The sequence below is a fragment of the Agromyces sp. Y782 genome, assembly GCF_059445405.1.
In genome coordinates this window covers 1936097-1956091 of sequence record NZ_JCAIUG010000001.1, presented here as the reverse complement: position 1 = coordinate 1956091, position 19995 = coordinate 1936097, and the positions used below count along the sequence as shown (strand labels likewise).

Genomic DNA, 19995 nt, shown 5'->3' with positions numbered 1-19995 from the left:
ACCGAGGAGGACAAACTGTGCCTGAACCGATCGAAGTGGGTCTCGTCTCTTACACGCTCTCCGCCGACACGTACGCGCGGATCGGCGCTGACTTCGACACCGAGGCGGTCGACGACGCCATCCTCGCTCGACTGAACGAACTCGTGCCGGCTGGCGTCGTCGTGCATCGGAACGGCAAGGTGTTCGCCGATGCCGACGTCGCCGACGTCGCCCGCGAGCTCGACTGGCAGCACCTCCTGGCGCAGATCGACGTCGACCAGATCCTCGCCGACCACAGCCGCTGAGCCCCCTCAGCCACGCGTCGCCGAGTCCAGGCCGATCGCGGTCGCGAGCAGCGCGCGCAGCGCGGCGGGAATGCGCGACTCCTCCAGGGCGTCGACCATGATCGGCGCGAAGCGAGCCTTGCGCCCGCTGTGGGTGCCGAGGAAGCGGCGCAACTGCGCATCCGTCGGCCGTTCGCGCTGCGCCGGTTGGTGCTGAAAGCGTCGGAACCGGGCGATTTCGCCGTGCTCGGCGAGCAGCGCCTCCATACGCGCGATGCCGAGAGCATGGATCAGTTCGCCCTCGAGGTCGGGCTCGCACGCGTAGAACCCGAGCGCGGCGAGTTCGCTGCGGGTGCCCGCTCGTCCGAAGCCCTGATCCTCCACCGCGCGCTGCACGTATTCGATCTCGGGCGCGTCGAAGAGTCCGACGACGCGACGTCGATCGGATGCCGCCGCGAGCGCTCCGAGATGGCGCCAGAGGTTGGTCACGCCATCCATCGAGACGACCGTGACTCCGGCGCCGGCGAGGTCGTGCCCGAGTCGTGCCGCGAGCGCTTCGACCGCGAGCCGGTCGCTGTGGCCTTCGACGAGCAGCACAGCGTCGGATGCCTCGTGCTGCACGTCGCCCCTCATGCGCCGACCCTACTCCCCGCTGCGATGGTGAGAGGCTTGACGGGCAATCACCGACCAGGAGGAACATGTCGCACGTCGACCCGATCGATCTGGCCAGCTGGCCGCGACGAGAGCACTACGAGCACTACCGTCGCGCCGTACCGTGCACCTACAGCGTGACGACCGAGATCGATGTGACCGCCCTGCGTACCGTGCTCCGAGCCGCAGGCCGCAAGACCTATCCGGCCCAGATCTACGTGCTCGCGACACTCGTGAACCGCTTCGCCGAGTTCCGCATGACCACGACCGACGGCGGCGCGCCGGGCACGTGGAGCGAGGTGCATCCGGCGTACACGGTGTTCAACGCCGAACTCGAGACGTTCTCATGCATCTGGACGCCCTATGACGCCGACTTCGCGGTCTTCCACGACGCGGTCGCCGCCGACCTCGACCGGTTCAGCACGGCACCGGGCCTGTTCCCACAGGGCGAGCTGCCGGCGAACGTGTTCGACGTGTCGAGCATCCCGTGGCTCGGCTTCACCGGCTTCACACTCGACATCACCGGCGGCGACGGGCACCTGGCGCCGATCTTCACGATCGGGCGGTTCGTCGAACGCGACGGGGCGACGTTCATGCCGCTGGCGCTGCAGATTCACCACGCGGCGGCCGACGGGTTCCATGCGGCGCGCTTCATGAATGAACTTCAGCTGATGGTCGACGACCCGAGCTGGGTCGGCCACTAGACGGGCGGCGCAAAGCGCCCTAAACTGCCGAAGTTGCGTCTTTCGCGCGGCATCAGGTCCGGTGAATCCGGTGAGGGAAGGAGTCGATCATGGCTGTCGTTGTCGTGAACCTCCACGTTCCCTTCACTTGCGAGGCCCCCTCCCGCTAAGAGCGGCCCGGTGGCCTCCGCGATCCACGGAGATCCACCTTGCACATCACTTCGTCACTCGACGTTTCTGCCGTGCTGCGTTCGCACGCGGCATCCCACGACCTCACGACCCCGCGTTTCGACGCGGGCGACCTCGCGTTCCAGACCACGGAACCCGGCGAGGACCAACGCTGGTCGACCTGGCCGGCGACCACTCCCTCCGAGCGCGGCCCCGAGCCGCGGCCCGCATGGCTCGTCACGGATGCCGCGGCGATCGACACCGAGCTCGGTGTCGTGAAGACCGGCAAGGAGGCCGACCTGAGCCTCATCGAACGAGCCGTGCCTGGCGCGGAACCCGGAACGCCAGGCAAGAGCGTGCTGCTCGCGGCGAAGCGATATCGGGGCACTGAGCACAGCGACTTCCACCGCTCCACGGTCTACACCGAAGGCCGCGGCACCCGCCGCAGCCGTGACGCACGCGCCGTCGCGAAGGGCTCGACGTTCGGCCGCGAGGTCGCACGCGTGCAGTGGGCCTACGCCGAGTTCGAGGCGCTGAAGCGACTCACCGAGCTCGGCGCATCCGTACCGTACCCGGTGCAGGTCGGCGGCACCGAGTTGCTCATGGAGTTCATCGGCGAGGGCCGGGTCGCGGCGCCGCGCCTCGCCCAGGTGCGAGCAACCCCCGATGAACTGCGAGATCTGTTCCATCAGATCGTGGAGTTCATGCGCACACTCGCGCACTCGGGGCTCGCGCACGGCGACCTCTCGCCGTACAACCTGCTCGTGCACGAGGGCCGAGTCGTCGCGATCGACCTGCCGCAGGTCGTCGACGTGGTCTCGAATCCGCAGGGCTTCGACCTGCTGCACCGCGACTGCAAGAACGTCTGCGACTGGTTCACCCGGCAGCGCCTCGAGTGCGATGCCGAGCAGTTCTTCAGCGAACTGGTCGCCGAGGTCTACAGCTGACCAGGGCCGGCCGAGCACGTGCAGTGCGGGGCCGGCCTTGGCCCACTCGACGAGCGCGATGCCCGAGAACCGTTCGACCGCACAGCGCCCGCACCGCCGGTGGTCGATACGATCCGAGAGGGATGTCGCGCACGCCCGCGAACGGGAGAAACCTGGAGAAGAGGACTCATGATCGACGTCGACCTCGCAGTGCGGAACGGCACCCTCGTCACCCCGCGGGGTCGAAGGACCGTCGATATCGGCGTGATCGACGGACGGATCTCCCACCTCGTCGAGCGCGCCTCAGCGCACGAGATCAGCGGTCGCCGCGAGATCGACGCGAGCGGTGCGTTCGTCCTTCCCGGCGCGGTCGACGCGCACGTGCACCTCGACGGGCCGCCGCCCGGCGACGAACCCGGATTCGTGGACGACCTGACGACGGGTTCGCGAGCGGCGATACACGGCGGCGTCACCACGGTGGGGCAGATGAGCTTCGCCGACGGCGACAGCCTCTGGCCCGCCGTGAATCACGATCTCGAACGCGCACGCACGCAAGCGGCGATCGACTTCGTGCTGCACCCGGGCACCTATCTCGTGTCCGATCTCGTTGCCACCGAGCTGCCCGAACTCGCGGCTGCCGGCTACGGCACTCTGAAACTCGTCACGCTCGCCCTCGACGACGACATGCGCAACTTCGTCGGTGCCGTCGCAGCGGCGGGCTGCAATGGCATGCTGACGATGCTCCATTGCGAAGACGGCGCCATCATCGAGCACGCGACCACGGAGTTGCTGCGGTCGGGGCGCGGCGATCTGCGTCACTATGCCGCCAGCCGGCCGGATGTCTCGGAGGTCGCCGCCGTCGAGCGTGCGATCGCCATCTGCGAGGCGACCGGCGCCCCCGTCTACCTCGTGCACCTCGCATCGGCGCGGTCCATCGAGGCCGTTCGCCGGGCGAAGGCGCGCGGCCTGCCCGTGTTCGCCGAGACGCGACCGATCTACCTGTACCTCACGGAGGCCGCGTACGACGGCGGGGAGCCAGGGCGCTACATCGGGATGCCGCCGCTGCGCACGGAGGCCGATGTCGAGGCCCTCTGGGCGGGCCTGGCCGACGGCACCGTCGACACGGTCGCGAGCGACCACGCCCCGTGGATGCTCGCCGACAAGATCGACTCCGACCTCACCGTCGAGACGAGCCGCAAGGGCATGGCCGAGCTCGACACCTTCCTGCCGCTGCTCTACTCCGAAGGCGTGCTCACCGGTCGGATCACGCTCGAACGCCTCGTCGCCGTCACCGCCGCGAATCCCGCCCGGCTGCTCGGAATCCACCCGCAGAAGGGTGCCCTCGACGTCGGCAGCGATGCCGACCTCATCGTGCTCGACCCCGAACTGCGCCGCACGATCCGCGCCGCCGAACTCGAGAGCGCGACCGACTACTCGGTGTACGAGGGGTGGGATGTCACGGGGTGGCCGCGATTCGTGCTCAGCCGAGGCGAGGTCGTGCTCGACCCCTCGGGCGTGCACGCCGAAGCGGGCCGCGGGCGCCGTCTGCCGATGGGCGCCCGCCGCCCGGTCGAGCCGGTCGAGTCGGTCGAGTCGGTGACACCGATCGTCACGCCGGGCTGAGGCTCAGCGTGTGCTCGGTGACGTCGGCGAGCACCTCGGGGATCGGTTCGACGCCGAGGCCGCTGCCGCGCGGAATCGCGATCCTGCCCTCGTCGAGCACGAACGGCTCGGTGATGTCGCGGCGGTAGAAGCGATCCGACGCGGAGATGTCCCCGGGCAGGCTGAACCCGGGCATTCCGGCGAGCGCGGCATTCGCGGCACGCCCGATGCCGGTCTCGAGCATCCCGCCGCACCAGACCGCGATGCCGTTCGCGACCGCGAGGTCGTGGATGCGCCGCGCCTCGAGATAGCCGCCGACCCGGCCGGGCTTGATGTTGATGATCGCCGCAGCGCCCCACGCGATCGCGTCGGCGGCGACGGCCGCGGAGACGATCGACTCGTCGAGGCACATCGGCGTCGTCATCTGCCGGGCGAGCTCGGCGTGCTGCCGCAGGTCGTCTTCGGCGAGCGGCTGCTCGATCAGCAACAGGTCGAAGGGGTCGAGGCGGCGCAGCGCCGGCGCGTCGACGAGCCGGTAGGCCGCGTTCGCGTCGACCTGCAGCGGGATGTCGCCGAATCGCTCGCGCACGGCGCGCACGGGTTCGACATCCCATCCGGGCTGGATCTTCAGCTTGATGCGCACGTAGCCCTCGTCGAGGTACCCGCCGACCGCCGAGAGAAGGTCGGGGATCGACCGCTGGATGCCGACCGACACCCCCGAGGGAACACTGTCGGCGGTGACGCCGAAGTAGTCGGCGAACGAGGCATCCGTCGCCCGTAATTGCGCGTCGAGTACGGCCATCTCGAGCGCCGCCTTGGCCATGCGATGGCCCACGATGTGCTCGAGCACCTGGCCGACCACCTCGGCCGACACCGGCTTGCCGGCCTCCTGCCAGGCGAACAGCCGCGGCACGAGGTACTTCGCGAGCACCTCTCGGGCGCCGTCGAGGTACTCGGACGAGTACACCGGGTCGGTGAGGGCGACGCACTCCCCCCAGCCCACGACGACCCGTCCCCGGTGTTCGGCGGTGAGTTTCACGAGCAACGGCGAACGGTCGGTCTGCGTGCTGAACGACGTCGTGAACGGACTCACCAGCGGCAGCCGAACGGTGATCAGGTCGACGCTGACGATGTGCATTACGAGGTCCTTTCGAGACGGTAGAAGCCGCGGCGGTCGAAGTCGACGATCCGCCAGCCGGTGGCGAGCAGGGTGACGAGTGCGTCTCGCAGCGCCAGGCGCCACGCCGCTGCGACCTCGGGGGCGGTCACACGGACCGATTCGATGTCCTCCGGGATCTCCACCCGGCAGGTCGCGGCGGCGCCGACCGAACCGAGGTCGAGCACGGGTGCGCCGTCGACGACACGCAAGGCCGCCGCGGCCGGGAGCGGCAACACCGGGTCGACGGATGCCTCGGCGAGGAGGTTCCACACCAGCATCATCCGATCGCTCGGCTGACCCTGGTTGAGCCCGTCGGTCATGACCCCGTAGAAGTCGGGCAGGTACTCCGTCGCGTTTCCGCGCAGCCGATGGATGTTGAAGTAGGCGTTGCGCGCCACGAGCGGGTCGTACGTCCAGGTCATCGTGTCGGCGCCGTGGTGCAACGCCCAGACGCGCTCGTGGTGCTTGAGCGCCTTGCCGATGCCGACCCCGACGAAGTCGTCGACCACGCCTGCGATGTGCGAGTGCAGTGCGCGATCGGCCGGCGGGTGGAAGAACCCGACGCACACGGCGACGAGGCGGCCGCCGTGGAACGCCCCGGCGACGTAGTTGTCGGCGTGGGCGAGGGCGACGAGCAGCCCGGGATCGATGTGAGCGCGATTGGTCTCGATCTTCCACACCCCGGCGAGCAGCGCCGACGCGTCGGCCATGTCGGCCGGGTCGCGCAGCTCGCGAACGGTGACGCCGCTGGCCCGCGCGTGCTCCGTGGCCAGTGCCTCGGCCGCCGCGACCACCGCTCCGCGGGTCACGGTCAGGCTCACGAGACCACCGCGCGCGGCAGGTACCGATACCCCATGTAGGCACCGTGCTCGAGCGGTCGGAACTGCGCCCATCCGGCGAGGTCGGGCGTGGTGAACGCGTAGACGCCGCCGATCTCGGACGGCACGAGGGTCAGGGTGCTCGTCTCCGGCTCCGTGCCCTGGCGGAGCACGTCGGTGCGTTCCGTGACGGCGAGCGTCAGACCCTCGTCGCCGTGCGCGACCGCGAGCTCCGTCCCTCCCGAGACATAGGAGCCGAGGAGTGCCTCGAGGTCGACCACGACGGCGTCGCTCATCGCTTCGGCCGTTTCCGCAGCCGCCGCAGGCACGAGCGTCGGCGGCAGGACGTAGCCGCCCATCGCGCCAGCTGCATCGCCGAACAACTCGCGGTAGAGCCCGTCGGCCTGCCCGCCCGAGGTGAGCAGCACGATCGCGAAGCCCGCGTCGGGGAAGACGCGGAGGTACGCGCGCTGGCCGATCGTGCCGCCATCGTGGCCATAGACGAACCTGCCGTTCCAATCCTCGAGGAACCAGCCCAGACCCCACCCGGCGGTCGTCAACGTCGACTGCCGCAGGTCGACCTGCTCTTCGAGCATCGCATCGACCGAGGCATCCGTCAGCACTCTGTTGCCATTCGGCGCGACGCCGTGACGCAGCGCCGTCTCGGCGAAGGTCAGCATGTCTCCGACGCTCGAGGCGATGAGGCCCGCCGGGCCCATCGACCGCGCGATCGACCAGACCGGCACCGGCACCGCCTCGGAGCCGAAGCCGCCGTGCCCGGTGGCGGTCGAGAACCGCGGCGCATCCTCGGTGAGGGTGATCGTGTGAGTGAGCCCGAGGGGGTTCACGAGGTACGTGCGCAACGCATCGTCCCAGCTCATGCCGCGCAGCACCTCGACGATGCGACCGGCCACGACGAACCCCGAATTGCAGTACGAGAAGCGTTCGCGCAGCGGATGCACCTGTTCGGCCGTCGCGAGGGTCGCGACGTACTTCTCGACGCAGTCGTCGCCGCGGCCGGTATCGGTGAACAGGTCGCCGTCGATGCCGCTCGTATGGTCGAGCAGATCGCGCACGGTGACCGTCGCGGCGACGGCGTCGTCGGCGAGGGCGAAGTCGGGCAGGATGTCGCGCACCGGCGCGTCGAGATCGAGGAGTCCCTCATCGACGAGCTGCATGACGAGCTGCGTGGTCCAGACCTTCGTGATCGAGCCGATCTGGAAGAGCGCGTCGTCGGTGACCGGCACACGGGACCCGGCATCGAGCACGCCCGAGCTCACGGTCGTGCGATCGAACGGGATGCCGCGTTCGTCGAGCTGCACGATGCCGAACTGGGCGCCCGCCACTCCGTAGCGCTCGCGGAGCACGTCGAGCCGGCGTTGCCAGAAGGCGCGGCCGTGCGGTGCAGGAGCGAGCGCGTCGGTGCGAGGTGTGGCCCGCGTGTACTGCTCCACCCATTCGACGAGGCGGTGGTGGTAGTCGATGCGGTGGGCGACCGGGCCGTTCAGGATGAACAGATGGCTGCCCCCGGGGTAGACGACCATGCGCGTCGGCACCCCCTGCAGCCGCAAGGCGGAAAACCACTCGCGCGCCTGGCCGACCGGGCAGGTGTCGTCCTCCGCGCCGTGCAGGATCAGCGTCGGCGTGGTGACCGCCCCGACCTTCGAGAGCGGTGACGCGGCGAGCAACTCGCCGTGCCCGCCGCCCGGCGCGACGCCGACGGCCATCTGGGCCAGGAAGGCGCTGTGCTCGCTGTCACCCGCGATGCTCACGAAGTCGCAGATGAGCCCGCCTGCGACGGCCGCGGCGAAGCGATCGGTGTCCGCCGTCAACCGGCAGGTGCCGAACCCGCCGTAGCTGTACCCCGTCACGGCGAGCCGGTCGGGGTCGGCGAGCCCCTCGGCGACGAGCGCGTCGAGCGGCTCGAGGAAGTCGATCGAATCGGCCGTACCCCATGCGCCGTCGACACCGCGCATGAACGCGTCGCCGTAGCCGTCGGAGCCGCGGGGGTTCACCATGAGCACGCGCCAGCCGCGAGCGGCGAGCACCTGCTGGTAGAGGTGGATGCCGTCGGCCACCCCGCTCCACGCATTGTGCGGGCCCCCGTGGACGTCGAGGAGCAGTGGCGCGGCTCCCGTCGTCGCCGGGTTCTGCAGGATCCAGCCGTGCACCTTCGACCCGTCGGAGATCTCGAACTCGCGCTCCTCGGGTTCGAACAGCTGAACGCCGTCGAGGGCCTCACCGGTCAGCGAGGTCAGCACCGTCACCTCGAGCGAGTCGAGGTCGACGACCGCCACCTCGCCGAAGCTCTGCTGCGTGGTCAGCACGAATGCGGCACGCCGGGCAGCGGATGCCACGGAGAGGGCGGAGACCACGCGGTGCGCGCCGTCGACGACGGCACGGGTCGACGCGCCGTCGGGCGTGACCGCGTGCAGGTGCGTCCAGCCGCGTTCGCGCAGGCAGAAGACGATCTCGCCGCCATCGCCGGTGATCGCCGGACGACCGCCGGGGTAGCCGGGCGCCCCGGCCATGACATTGCGATCGAGGCCGACGGTCAGGTCGAGGTCGGCGGCATCGCCGGTCACCGAGAGCACGAGCAGGCTCGCATTTCCCACCCGGGCCGCGGTGGACCCGACCACCACGACGGCGGCGCCATCGGGCGTCCAGGTGACGGGCCCCGTGACGCTCGACGCATCGCCGACCTTGCGCGGCGCTGCTCGCACGTCGTCGACGGCGAGCACGAACGCCTCATGAGTGAGCCGAACGTCGGAACCCGGTTCGATCGCCGCGGTGAAGGCGAGCAGGGTCCCGTCGGGCGACCAGCTCGGTTCGCTCGCGCTCCAATCGCCATCGGTGAGCCGTCGGATGCCGCGGGTGGCGAGATCGACCACGAAGAGGTGGCTGCGCACCGAGCCGACCCACCCGACTCCGTCGACCTTCTCGGCGAGGGCGTCGGAGACGATCGGCTCGAGGGGGTCACGGGCGTCGCCCGTGCGCGAGACCTCGGCCGCGAACGCGACCCGCCGTCCGTCGGGACTCACCGCAGCAGCGCCGGCGCCGAGGGGGAGGTCCGCGGCATCCGTCACCAGGGTCGCCTCGCCGCCGCCGATCGGCAGTGCATGGAGTTGCGGCACGCCGCCGACGTCCCGGAGGAACAGCAGCGTACGACCGTCAGGGAAGACCGGGGCCCGGTCTGCGGTGCCCGAGGTGAGCCGCCGTGCGGCCTCCCCGCTCGCGACAGCCCACAACGAGGTCACGGCGTCGCCGTCCACGATCTCGGCACGGGTGAAGACGACGAGCCCGCCGTCGGGTGAGATCGCGGTCTCGGTGGGCGCCGCGATGCGGTGCGCGTCGTCGAGATCGAACGGACGTGTGGTCATGCTGGTGCCCCTTCACTTGCGAAGAGCGGCACCCCGAGGTGCGGCACCGCCTTCATGAGATCTTCGGTGTACGGATGCTTCGGATGATCGATCACCTCGAGCGTCGGGCCGTGCTCCACGATCCGGCCGTCCTTCATCACCGCGACCTCGTCGCAGAGCTGACGCACGACGGCGAGGTTGTGGCTGATGAAGAGCACGGTCAGGTCGAGGCGACGCTGCACGTCCATCAGGAGGTTCAGCACGGTGCCCTGCACCGACACGTCGAGGGCCGAGGTGATCTCGTCGGCGAGGAGCACCCGAGGCTCGGCGGCGAGCGCCCGCGCGAGCGCGACCCGCTGACGCTGGCCGCCCGAGAGTCTCGCCGGCAGCTCGTCCATTCGCGCGGCATCGAGGTTGACGAGCGACAGCAGCTCAGCGACCCGATCGCGCCGCGCCGCCCGCGTGCGACGCCGCCCCGACCCAGCTCGACGATCCGCCACGTCGAGCGCTTCCTGGATCGACGCGCCGATCGTCATCCTCGGGTCGAGACAGGAGTTGGGGTCCTGGAACACCATCTGGATGGACTGCCGAAGGCTCGCCCGACGACCTCGCGCGTGCGCGACGTCGACACCGTCGAGCAGGATTTCACCGGCGCTCGGCTCGTGCAGGCCGACCGCCGCTCGGGCGAGCGTCGACTTGCCGGAACCGGACTCGCCGACGAGGCCGACCACGGTGCCGGCGGGCACCTCGAGGTCGACCTCGCCGACGGCCACGTGAGCGGATGCTCCGGAGCCGAAGCGCACCGTCACCTGCCGGAACTCGAGCGCGCTCATGCGACCCGCTCCGCCGGCTCGGTCGGAAAGGAGGCGCCTTCGGGGATCGTGGCGAACGGTTCACCAGGTCGGCCGTTCATATCGGGCACCGCCTCGAGCAGCGCGCGAGTGTACGGATGCCGAGCCCGGCCCGCCACGAGGTCGTCGACCGTGACGTTCTCCACGATCGTGCCGCGGTACATCACGAGCACTCGGCTGCACAGCGCAGACACCACGGCGATGTCGTGCGAGACGAACATGATCGCCGCACCCTTCTCGACGTTGACCGAGCGCAGGAGCCCGAGCACTTCGCGTTGCACCGTGACGTCGAGCGCGGTCGTCGGCTCGTCGGCGATGATGAGCGCGGGGTCGCCCATGAGCCCCATCGCGATCATCGCGCGCTGGCGCATGCCTCCCGAGAACTCGTGGGGATACTGGCGAGCGCGACGTTCGGGATCGGAGATCCGCACGGACCGCAGTCGTTCGATCGCCCGCCGCCGCGCGTCGCCGCGGCTGAGGCCTTCGTGCAACGTGCCGATCTCGGCGACCTGCGCACCGACGTGCAGGGCGGGATTGAGCGAGGTCGACGGGTCTTGGAAGACGAAGGCCATGCGGGTGCCCAACTGCCGGGCGAGCGCCGCCGACGGGGCCGATGCGGGCACGACGCCGTCGTGCACGAGTTCGGTGCCGTCGAAGACCACGCTCGTCGCCGAGACCACGAGCGGCTCCTCGATGAGACCGGCGACCGACATGCACGTGAGCGACTTGCCGGAACCCGACTCGCCGACGATGCCGACCACCTCGCCCCGGGCGATGTCGAAGCTCACGCCGTGCACCGGGTAGCCCCACGCATCTCCCGCGGGTACGCCGACCCGCAGACCGCGCACACTCAGCACGGCCCCATCGTCGGCGCGCTGGGCATCGGCGCCCACGGCGGCGAGCACCGCTCGCTTCGGCCGTCTGCCGGGCAGCAGGTCGATGCCGAATCCGCGGGCGAGGGTCTCGCCGACGAGGGTGAAGACGACCCCCGCGAAGACGACCGCGATACCCGGCGCGAGGGCGGTCGCGGGGTTGACGTAGATCTTCGCGAGTCCCTCGTTCAGGAGCCGCCCCCAGTCGTACTCGGGCGCCTGCACGCCGAGGCCGAGGAACGAGAGCCCGGCGAAGGCGACGAGGGCGCTGCCGGCGCCGATGCTCGCATTCACGATGAGGGGGTCCCGCACATTCGGCAGGATGTGGCGGCCGAGGATCCGCACCCGTCTCACCCCGAGGATGCGAGCGGCGGCGACGTAGTCGCGCCCGGCGACCGACGCGGAGAGCGTCTGGGCGAGACGACCGTAGAACGGGATCATGGCGAAGCCGATGGCGAGGATCGCGCCGAGCACGCCCGTGCCGACGATGATCGAGAGCACGATCATGAGCAGCAGCGCCGGAAACGCCAGCGCGATTCCCGTCGCCGCGACGACGAATCTGGCGCCGCGGCGCGGCAGCACCGCCGGGAGGAACCCGACGACGACGCCGACGACGACCCCGATCGCCGTCGCGGCCAGCGCCATCAGCACCGAGAGCTGCGTGGCGCTGAACACGCGGGCGAGCACGTCGCGTCCGCCGGCGTCGGTGCCGAGCGGATGCTCAGCGCTCGGCGGTGCCGAGAGCTGCGTGAGGTCCGCGACCGAGGCCTGTGCACCCCAGATCGCCGGACCGAACGCGGTGAAGAACGCCAGCACGACGAGACCGACGATCGCGGCGATACCGAGCGGCGAGCGGATGACCCGGCGGAACCGAACACCGCGCTGACCTGCCGGAACTGGATCGGCCGACTCGACGGGGACGGCGGAAGCGATCGACATCAGTTCTCCTTGATCGCGGAGCGCGGGTCGAGCAGCACCAGCACGACGTCGACGAGCAGCGTGACGAGCAGCACGATGAGGCCGTAGACGATGACGACGCCCTGGGCGAGCGGATAGTCCTTGTTGCGGACCGAGTCGACGATCGTCGATCCGAGCCCGGGCCACGCGAAGATCGTCTCGACGAGTACGGTGCCCGCGATCAGGGCGCCGAGCACGAGCCCGCCGATCGTCAGTGCCGAGGTCAGCAGGTTCGGCAGTGCGTGACGCAGGTACAGCCGCCAACGCGGCATCCGCTTCGCCCGTGCCGTTCGGATGTAGTCCTGGTCGAGCACGACGAGCGCTTCGGCCCGAACGATGCGGGACATCGCCGCGACACTGCCGATCGAGAGCGCGAGCACCGGCAGCACGTAAGTCTCGGGCCCTCCGCGCCCCGCGACGGGGAGGAGCTGCGCCTGAACGGCGAAGAAGTAGACCAGACCGACGCCCACGAGGAACTCGGGGATCACCGCGAAGAGGCCGCTGACCGTCGTGTAGCCGAGCTCGAGGCCGCGACGGCGTCCACCTCGGGTCAGCGCCGCTGCCGCGATGCCGATCGGCACGGCGAGTACCAGCAGCACGATGAGGGCGAGCACTGCGAGTTCGAGCGTCGCGGGAAGGCGCTGGGCGATGACCGTCGTCACCGGGATCTGGAGCGAGAACGACTCGCCGAGCTCCCCGGTGAAGAGGCCCTGCCAGAACCGGAGGTACTGCTCCCAGAGAGGCAGGTTCAGGCCGAGTGCCTCGCGCTTCACCTCGACGACGGCCTGTGAGGCGTTGATGCCGAGTGCGTTGCGCACCGGGTCGCCCGGGATGAGCCGGATCATCAGGAAGGCGACCGTCACGAGCACGACGATCGAGATGAGGAGTCGCCCGATGCGCCGCAGGAGGAAGCTCCCCCATGAGCCGCCGCCCCCGCTCCTGCCGCGCTCGCGCGCGACCGGGGCCGGAGCTTCGGGCGTGGTGACCTGGTGTGACATCCGCAGTGGTCTCGACTACTGGAGCACGCGGATCGCCGCGCCGGGCAGCGTGCCGACGACCGGCTGATAGAGCGAGGTCGCGCCATTGAAGTACATCTTGAACGGCGTCTGCGAGACCGGGATCAGGTCGACCTCGGCGAAGAGCGCCTGCTCGGCCTGCTTCCAGAGCTCGCACGCCTCGTCACCCGAGACGAGCGCCGCCTCGCCCGCGAGCTCCACGTAGTCCGGGTTGTCGATCGACGCGAAATTGGCGCCCTCGGGAATGGCCGGCCCTGACAAGTACGGCGGGAAGATGCTCGGCGTGTTCGTCTGCAGGTCGACACCGACGCTCACGCTCCAGCCGCTCGGGTCTTCGGCGGTGAAGGTGTTGCCGAGCAGGAAGCTCTGGTCGCCGCCATTCAGGTTCACGGTCACGCCGAGCTTCTCCCACTGGGCGCCGAGGTACTCCGCCGCCGCACTGCGCACGTCGGTCGAGTTGTTGTAGATCAGGTCGACCTCGAGTGGCACGCCGTCTTTCACGAGCTTGCCCGAGGCATCCGCCGCCCAGCCTGCCTCTTCCAGTGTCGCGGCGGCAGCCTTCTCGTCGAACTCCGGCAGGGAGCCCTCGACGCTGTCGTACACGCAGGTCTTGGGTTCGACGGTCACGAGCGACGTGGCGCGCTCGCCTTTGCCCCCGGTGATGATGTCGGTGAAGGTGTCGAGATCCGCCGCTTCGGTGAGGGCGGTGCGCACCGCGGCATCCGCCGTCGCCGTGCCGGCGATGTGATTGAAGATGATCTCGCCCGAGAGGTTCGGCGACGCTATCGAGTCGAGGTTCGCGGCGATGACGCGATCTTCGTCGGCACCCGAGATGATGGCCGCGTTCAGCCCCTTCGAGAGCAGCAGGTTCGCGGCGGTGCTCGGGTCGGGCACGATCTTCACCGTGACCGTCTTCGGCACGCCGGCCGTATCGGAGGTGGTCTCGCCGTCGGGCCCCCACGCGTAGCCGTCGCGGCGAGTGAGCGTGATGTGGTCGTTCGCGACGACCTCGGTGATCTCGAAGAGCCCGGTACCGTTGCTCGCCGCCGAGACGCTCTTCGGATCGGCGAGGGCGCCCTCGCATGCGAGCTGGGACGGACCGATGTTGTAGAGCAGGAACGGCGACGGCTCGGGCGTCGCGACGGTCAAGACGTTGCCGTCGGCAGTGGCCTGGGCGGTCGACGGCACGATCGAGTCGCGCAGGGGCGAACCGTTCTCGGGGTCGACGATCCAGTTGAAGTTGTCGGCGGCGGTCTGCGCGGTGAAGGGCGTGCCGTCGGCGCAGGTGATGCCGTCTCTCAGGGTGAAGGTCACTTCGGTGGCGCTCTCCGTCCACTCTTCGGCGAGGTAGGGCTTCACCTCGTTCGTGGCCGGGTCGATGAAGACGAGCGTGTCGTAGGCGTACGCGCCGACGACCTGCGCCGCCACGAGGTTCGTCACGAGCGGGTTCAGATCGCCGGGGTCTCCGTTGATCGCCACCGCGAAGTCGCCGTCGGTTGCGAAGTCGCCCGTCGTCTCACTCGACGGTTGCCCGCCGCAGCCGGCGAGGACGACGGGCAAGAGAAGCGCGAGTGGCAGGAGGGATGCTGCACGAGTGTTCATTGCTGTCCGCCTTGGGGTCGAGGCTGCCGTGGAGACGAGCCGCACGCAGAACCGACCCGTGGTTCAACGATCCGCTGTCAGCGACGCCCGATCATCGGCTGAACGCACAAGTGTGCGGTCGGTGTTCGTGTGTTCGCACAAGCGACCTCAGCGCGCGAGCAGGCGCAATTGCAGCATCAGCCCGAACCGGTCGTCGTGATCGCCGAGGTCGATGCCGCCCACCTCCGTCAGGCGCGCGAGCCGGTATCGGAACGTGTTCTTGTGCACGTGGATCGATGCAGCGGCCGCCGTGACGTCGCCGAAGTGCTCGAGCCAGCTGCGCAGGGTGCGCACGAGTTCGGTGCCGTGCTGCTCGTCGTAGGCGTCGAGCACGGCGATCGGCCCGGCGAGCTCCACTCGGTCGGCCGCGAGCGAGTCCGCGATGCGCAGCATGAGCGATTCGACCTGCACATCGGCGAGCGTCGAGACCCGCGTGCCGGCCACGCTCCGGGTGCGCAGCACTCGCAGCGCGGCATCCGCATCGCGCCGGGACGCCGGCAGCTCGGCGATCTCGCCGCGCACGCTGCCGATGCCCGCGAACAGCTCGCTCGCGGTGTCGAGACGGCCGATGAACTCCGTCGCGATGCGTGCAGCCTCCACCTCGGCGTTCGCGCCTGCGTGCCGCAGCGGAACGACCGCGTAGATCACGCTGCCGAGCAGAGCGGCCACCGCGCGCGGGTAGATCGGCTGCAGGTACATGTTGAGTGCGCTCGCCGCCCGCTGCGTCTCCGCCTCTGTGCGCAGGTCGTCGACGACGCCCTCGCGCGCGCCGATCGCGATCACACAGCTCGGTGAAGAACCGAGGTTGAGCTGCTGGGCCGCTTCGCGCGCCCGGGTGCCGCCCTCGAGAAGCATCGACACGAGCCCCACCCGAAGTCGCTGCGAGGAATCGGCGCTGATGCGAGCCCGCAGCATCGTGAGCGCGACGACCCGGGAGGCTTCGACCATGCCCTGCTCGCGCTGCGGCGTCAGCGCATCGTGCACGACCGCCCAGATCGAGCCGAGCACCTCCTCTCCGGCTTTGACCCGCATCGCGATGCGCGGCAGGCTGCCCGGCTCGGCCTCCTCGACGAACACCGGCCGCTCCGAGGTGTACACCTGCCGGAACACTCCACTCTGGCGCTGCAGGTCGCTGTAGACCTCCGGCACCTGCAGACCCAGGATCGTCAGCCGACGAGGTTCGTCGGTGCCGGCCTGGTCGGCCGAGAAGGCGATCACCCTGGAGGAGAGGTTCTCGATCGTGACGGGCGCCTGCAGCAGGGCGGCGAGCGAATTGGCCAGTTCGAAGAGGTCGGCGCCGGCATCGGATGCCCCGACGGCGAGGTCTCCGGCCGAGTCGAGATTCAGCGCGCTCGCGAGCATCGTCGCGATCTGCATCCAGGATGCCCCGCGGATGAGGCCGTAGACCGGCAGGCCGATCTCGGTCGCCGCCGCAGCGACCTCGGGCGTCACCGGCACGGGCTCTCGAACGACGAGGGCCGCTGCACCCGCCTTGCCGAGTTCGCGGATGCGCTCGGTGAGGTCGTCGGCGCCGACGATGCCGACGCCCAGCACGAGTGCACCTTCGCCGATCATCGGCGGATCGAACGGGTCGTACAGCACGACCGAGTTGACCGGTCGCGCTCGGGCGGGCTGGCCCACCTCGAGGGTGAGCAGCGTGGAACCGAGTCGCTCGAGCAGCCGGCCCAGCGACGACTCCGCCGGGGCCGGCGGGGAGATGAGCGACGTTGCCAGGTGCGCCATCTGAGCAACAGTACAGACCGACCCCATGGTGATTGTGCGCGCGCACCAACGATGCTCGACCGCCGGCGGCGATACTGAGGGCGTGACCAGCCACATCCGCGATCTCTCCACTGCCCGCGACTCCATCGTCGCCGCGTTCGCCGAGGCCGGCGTGCGTGGTCTCGTGCACGCCGTCGACATCGATACCGGGCACGAGGTCGGCATCGATGCCGACGAGAGCGTCGTCGCCGCGAGCGTCTTCAAGATCCCCGTGCTCGTCGAGCTCTGCCGGCAGTACTCGAGCGGACTCCGGAGCCCCACCGAACGAGTGCGCATCGGTGCCGACGAGTGGCGCACCGACGGCGGAACGGGCCTGTCGATGATGCTCGACGATGTCGAACTGTCGCTCCGCGACCTCTCGTTCATGATGATGTCGATCAGCGACAACCGCGCGACCGACGTGATCGCCGGGCTCGTCGGGCTCGACGCGGTGAACGCGACCATGCGCGACTTCGGCCTCGAGCGCACGGTCGTCGAGCTCGACTGCGCCGGGCTCTTCGACACGATCGCCGAAGATCTCGGCATCGGGCTCGAGGAACTCGAGGCGCACCTCGCCGCCGGCGACGTCTCGCCCGAGCTGGAGCACGCGATGCGCGCCATGCGCTGCGTCACGCCCGAGCAGACCGACCGCACGACCCCGCGCGAAGCGACCACGCTGCTCTCCGCACTGTGGCGTGATGAGGTCATCGGCGCGGCGGCCGCGGCAGAGGTCCGGCGCATCCTGGGTCAGCAGGCCTGGCCGCATCGCCTGACCTCGGGCTTCCCCGATTCCCGCATCCGAGTGAGCGGCAAGACCGGCACGCTGTTCTTCGTGCGCAACGAGGTCGGCGTCGTCGAGTATCCCGACGGTCAGCGTTACGCGGTCGCCGTCTTTCTGCAAGAGCCTGGGATCGAGCAGCGCAACCCGGGCGCCGACCGGGTCATCGGCACCGTAGGGCGCATCGCCGTCGACTACTTGCGAGCGAGCCAGTCGGCGGTGGCGGCATGAGCGTGAAGGCCTACATCTCCATCGACATGGAGGGCATCGCCGGCATCGCGACCATCGACCAGGTCGCCCGCGGCGGCTTCGGATACCCGCGCGCCCAAGAGCTCATGACCCTCGAGGCGAACGCCGCGATCGCGGGCGCCTTCGACGGCGGAGCGGCGAGTGTCATCGTGAACGACTCGCACGGCACGATGGACAATCTCATCCACGAACTGCTCGACGAGCGGGCGCGCGTCGTCTTCGGAAGCCCGAAGGCGCAGTGCATGGCCGAAGGCCTCACGGCCGACTGCGATGTCGCCCTCTTCGTGGGCTATCACGCTCCGGCCGGAGCCCCCGGCGTGCTCGCACACACCTTCTCGAGCCACTTCACCGAGGTCCGCGTGAACGGCGTCGCCGTCTCGGAGGCCGAGGTGAACGCGTTGTACGCGACGTCGCTCGGCGTGCCGGTCGGGCTCGTCACCGGTGACGACGTCATCTGCGCCATCGCGGGCGCCGTGTTCCCCGGCGCCGTCACGACCGAGGTGAAGGTCGCGCACGGGTTCTCGGCGACCGACTCCCTCTCGCCGACTCGCGCACGCGAGCTCGTTCGCGACGGCGCTGAGCGTGCGGTGCGTGCGGTGCGCGCGGCCGACGGCCTCGCGGTGCCGGCGCTTCCCGAATCGTTCACCGTCGCCGTCGACATGCCGACGCCGGTCGCAGCCGAACTCGCAACCGGCATTCCCGGCTGCCGCCGCACCGGGGACCGAACCGTCGAGTGCACGGTCGCGAGCGCCGGCGAGTTGCTCGGGCTCATCACCGTCTTCTACGAACTGGCGGCGAGCGCGATGCGCGCGAAGATCGCCGTCATCACGCGCGCCTGAGCTCGTCGTCAGCACCGAGCAGGTCTCGGATCAGGCCGGCCAGCAGCGCGGTGCGCGGCACGAGGTGCTCGACGAGCGCGTGCTCGGAACGGGCGTGCGCCCCGCCGCCCACCGCGCCGAGTCCGTCGAGCGTGGGAACGCCGACGCCGGCCGTGAAGTTGCCGTCGGAGGCCCCGCCCACGGCGACGGCCGACAACTCTGCAATTCCCAGGTCACGCGCGACGAGCACCGCGCGTGCGAACAGGCCCTCGGCCATGGCCCGTTCGAGCGGCGGGCGATTCGGGCCGCCCGTCACCGTCACCTCGGCTCCGGGCACGACGGAACGAAGCGCACGGATGTCGCGATCCACCCGCTCCTGTTCCGCGAGGGTCCGCACGCGCACATCCACATCCACCCTCGCCGCGGCGGGAACCGTGTTCGTCGTCGTGCCCGCGGCGAGCACGGTCGGGGTGACGGTGGTGCCGGCCTCCGCATCGCCGAGGGCGGAGATCGCGACCACGAGGTGCGCCAGTGCGAGACCGGCGTTCACGCCGCGCTCGGGTTCGAGTCCCGCGTGCGCGGCCCGGCCGTCGACGGCGAGCCGGTAGATCGACACGCCCTTGCGCTCGATCTTGAGGGCGCCGCCGTCACCGGATGCCTCGAGCACGAGCGCGGCATCGCACCCGTTCGCGTCACCCTCGATGAGGGCGCGCGAGGTGGTCGAGCCGACCTCCTCGTCACCCGTCACGAGGAGCTCGACGTCATCGAGCACGGATGCTCCGTGCACGTCGCTCAACACGGCGAGCGCGTGGATGGCCTGCGCGACACCGACCTTCATGTCGAAGCATCCAGGCCCTGTGATCGTGCCGTCGGCGATCGCGAACGGCAGTTCCGCGAGCGTGCCGGCGGGCCAGACGGTGTCGTGGTGCGCGACGAGCAGCACGCGCGGTGTGCCCGTGCGGAGTCGCACGTGGTCGACGCCGTCGATGCGCAGCACTTCGGGCGCGACCCTGAGCCGCTCGGCGATGAGGTGCGCAACGCCCGCGGCGCTGCGCGCCACCGCCGCGTGATCGTGCGACGGCGATTCGGTCGTCACGAGTGCGGCGATGTCGGCGAGGAGGTCGTCTTCGTGGGCGGCGCACTGCTCGATGAGGGCCGCGCCCAGAGAGGTCTGCATGCGGTACAGCCTCTCGCATCCATGCCGCTCGCTCATCGGACCGCTGCACGAACGCATCCTCCGAGTCGGTGCTCCCGAACGACGGAGTGCCCGAGGGACGGCCCTGATCCGCCGGGCGAGCGGTCGGCTGAGCGGGCGAGCGGTCGGCTGAGCGGGCGAGCGGTCGGCTGAGCGGGCGAGCGTTGACTCAGGGTTATCCCTGAACCTCGGTCACGATCGGGTCTCACCCGTTGCGAATAGGAAGAT

General features: G+C 70.0%; 16 protein-coding genes. 6 read left to right on the top strand and 10 right to left on the bottom strand.

The features are described from left to right. The first annotated feature begins 17 nt into the window (after positions 1-17). Entirely contained in the window at positions 18-284 is a 267-nt protein-coding gene (locus AC1C2S_RS08930) for a hypothetical protein (protein WP_495352163.1), read from the top strand. A 6-nt stretch (positions 285-290) separates the two neighbouring features. Here the strand turns inward: AC1C2S_RS08930 and AC1C2S_RS08925 are convergent, their stop codons facing one another. Beyond that, entirely contained in the window at positions 291-896 is a 606-nt protein-coding gene (locus AC1C2S_RS08925; RefSeq protein WP_495352162.1) for a TOPRIM nucleotidyl transferase/hydrolase domain-containing protein, read from the bottom strand. Positions 897-961: 65 nt separating this feature from the next. Between AC1C2S_RS08925 and catA the strand changes: the two genes are divergently transcribed. From catA to AC1C2S_RS08910, 3 genes are all read left to right on the top strand, one after another. Next, a complete protein-coding gene (gene catA, locus AC1C2S_RS08920) occupies positions 962-1618 on the top strand; it encodes a type A chloramphenicol O-acetyltransferase (protein ID WP_495352161.1) in 657 nt (218 codons plus the stop codon). 221 nt (positions 1619-1839) lie between these two features. After that, positions 1840-2712 carry a serine protein kinase RIO gene (locus AC1C2S_RS08915; protein ID WP_495352160.1) on the top strand — a complete coding sequence of 291 codons (873 nt, stop codon included), beginning with the start codon at positions 1840-1842 and terminating at the stop codon, positions 2710-2712. 168 nt (positions 2713-2880) lie between these two features. Next, on the top strand, positions 2881-4314 hold the full coding sequence (locus AC1C2S_RS08910; protein ID WP_495352159.1) for a dihydroorotase: 1434 nt from the start codon (positions 2881-2883) through the stop codon (positions 4312-4314). On the opposite strand, the gene menC is transcribed toward AC1C2S_RS08910, so the two are convergent. From menC to AC1C2S_RS08870, 8 genes are all read right to left on the bottom strand, one after another. Beyond that, positions 4301-5431 (bottom strand): o-succinylbenzoate synthase, encoded by a 1131-nt coding sequence (gene menC, locus AC1C2S_RS08905; protein WP_495352158.1) that lies wholly within the window; start codon positions 5429-5431, stop codon positions 4301-4303. The genes AC1C2S_RS08910 and menC overlap by 14 nt on opposite strands. Beyond that, positions 5431-6273, bottom strand: coding sequence for a hypothetical protein (locus AC1C2S_RS08900; protein ID WP_495352157.1), 843 nt, complete (start codon positions 6271-6273; stop codon positions 5431-5433). The genes menC and AC1C2S_RS08900 overlap by 1 nt, the downstream gene beginning before the upstream one ends. Continuing rightward, a complete protein-coding gene (locus AC1C2S_RS08895) occupies positions 6270-9650 on the bottom strand; it encodes a serine hydrolase (RefSeq protein ID WP_495352156.1) in 3381 nt (1126 codons plus the stop codon). Before AC1C2S_RS08895 ends, AC1C2S_RS08900 begins: the two co-directional genes overlap by 4 nt. Next, positions 9647-10462 carry an ABC transporter ATP-binding protein gene (locus tag AC1C2S_RS08890; protein WP_495352155.1) on the bottom strand — a complete coding sequence of 272 codons (816 nt, stop codon included), beginning with the start codon at positions 10460-10462 and terminating at the stop codon, positions 9647-9649. The genes AC1C2S_RS08895 and AC1C2S_RS08890 overlap by 4 nt, the downstream gene beginning before the upstream one ends. Beyond that, positions 10459-12291 (bottom strand): dipeptide/oligopeptide/nickel ABC transporter permease/ATP-binding protein, encoded by a 1833-nt coding sequence (locus AC1C2S_RS08885; RefSeq protein ID WP_495352154.1) that lies wholly within the window; start codon positions 12289-12291, stop codon positions 10459-10461. Before AC1C2S_RS08885 ends, AC1C2S_RS08890 begins: the two co-directional genes overlap by 4 nt. Continuing rightward, positions 12291-13307: an ABC transporter permease gene (locus AC1C2S_RS08880; RefSeq protein WP_495352153.1), complete on the bottom strand. Its 1017-nt coding sequence runs from the start codon at positions 13305-13307 to the stop codon at positions 12291-12293. The genes AC1C2S_RS08885 and AC1C2S_RS08880 overlap by 1 nt, the downstream gene beginning before the upstream one ends. Before the next feature lie 15 nt (positions 13308-13322). Next, positions 13323-14927 carry an ABC transporter substrate-binding protein gene (locus AC1C2S_RS08875; protein ID WP_495352152.1) on the bottom strand — a complete coding sequence of 535 codons (1605 nt, stop codon included), beginning with the start codon at positions 14925-14927 and terminating at the stop codon, positions 13323-13325. 147 nt (positions 14928-15074) lie between these two features. Further along, complete coding sequence (locus AC1C2S_RS08870; RefSeq protein WP_495352151.1) at positions 15075-16709, bottom strand: helix-turn-helix domain-containing protein; 1635 nt, start codon at positions 16707-16709, stop codon at positions 15075-15077. Positions 16710-16791: 82 nt separating this feature from the next. Here AC1C2S_RS08870 and AC1C2S_RS08865 point away from each other — a divergent pair, with 82 nt between their 5' ends. Together AC1C2S_RS08865 and AC1C2S_RS08860 are read left to right on the top strand one after the other, a co-directional pair. Continuing rightward, a complete protein-coding gene (locus AC1C2S_RS08865; RefSeq protein WP_495352150.1) occupies positions 16792-17736 on the top strand; it encodes a serine hydrolase in 945 nt (314 codons plus the stop codon). Next, the gene (locus tag AC1C2S_RS08860; protein ID WP_495352149.1) at positions 17733-18593 is read left to right on the top strand and encodes a M55 family metallopeptidase; all 861 of its coding nucleotides are present in this window, start codon (positions 17733-17735) and stop codon (positions 18591-18593) included. The genes AC1C2S_RS08865 and AC1C2S_RS08860 overlap by 4 nt, the downstream gene beginning before the upstream one ends. On the opposite strand, the gene AC1C2S_RS08855 is transcribed toward AC1C2S_RS08860, so the two are convergent. Beyond that, a complete protein-coding gene (locus AC1C2S_RS08855; RefSeq protein ID WP_495352148.1) occupies positions 18580-19749 on the bottom strand; it encodes a M20 family metallopeptidase in 1170 nt (389 codons plus the stop codon). The two genes, AC1C2S_RS08860 and AC1C2S_RS08855, sit on opposite strands and share 14 nt — an antisense overlap. Positions 19750-19995: the final 246 nt, after the last annotated feature.

Excerpts from the sequence above, each read along its gene's own strand:
- AC1C2S_RS08925 (WP_495352162.1), bottom strand. The coding sequence starts at position 896 with ATGAGGGGCGACGTGCAGCACGAGGCATCCGACGCTGTGCTGCTCGTC.
- catA (WP_495352161.1), top strand. The coding sequence starts at position 962 with ATGTCGCACGTCGACCCGATCGATCTGGCCAGCTGGCCGCGACGAGAG.
- AC1C2S_RS08910 (WP_495352159.1), top strand. The coding sequence starts at position 2,881 with ATGATCGACGTCGACCTCGCAGTGCGGAACGGCACCCTCGTCACCCCG.
- menC (WP_495352158.1), bottom strand. The coding sequence starts at position 5,431 with ATGCACATCGTCAGCGTCGACCTGATCACCGTTCGGCTGCCGCTGGTG.
- AC1C2S_RS08895 (WP_495352156.1), bottom strand. The coding sequence starts at position 9,650 with ATGACCACACGTCCGTTCGATCTCGACGACGCGCACCGCATCGCGGCG.
- AC1C2S_RS08890 (WP_495352155.1), bottom strand. The coding sequence starts at position 10,462 with ATGAGCGCGCTCGAGTTCCGGCAGGTGACGGTGCGCTTCGGCTCCGGA.
- AC1C2S_RS08885 (WP_495352154.1), bottom strand. The coding sequence starts at position 12,291 with ATGTCGATCGCTTCCGCCGTCCCCGTCGAGTCGGCCGATCCAGTTCCG.
- AC1C2S_RS08880 (WP_495352153.1), bottom strand. The coding sequence starts at position 13,307 with ATGTCACACCAGGTCACCACGCCCGAAGCTCCGGCCCCGGTCGCGCGC.
- AC1C2S_RS08875 (WP_495352152.1), bottom strand. The coding sequence starts at position 14,927 with ATGAACACTCGTGCAGCATCCCTCCTGCCACTCGCGCTTCTCTTGCCC.
- AC1C2S_RS08870 (WP_495352151.1), bottom strand. The coding sequence starts at position 16,709 with ATGGCGCACCTGGCAACGTCGCTCATCTCCCCGCCGGCCCCGGCGGAG.
- AC1C2S_RS08860 (WP_495352149.1), top strand. The coding sequence starts at position 17,733 with ATGAGCGTGAAGGCCTACATCTCCATCGACATGGAGGGCATCGCCGGC.
- AC1C2S_RS08855 (WP_495352148.1), bottom strand. The coding sequence starts at position 19,749 with ATGCAGACCTCTCTGGGCGCGGCCCTCATCGAGCAGTGCGCCGCCCAC.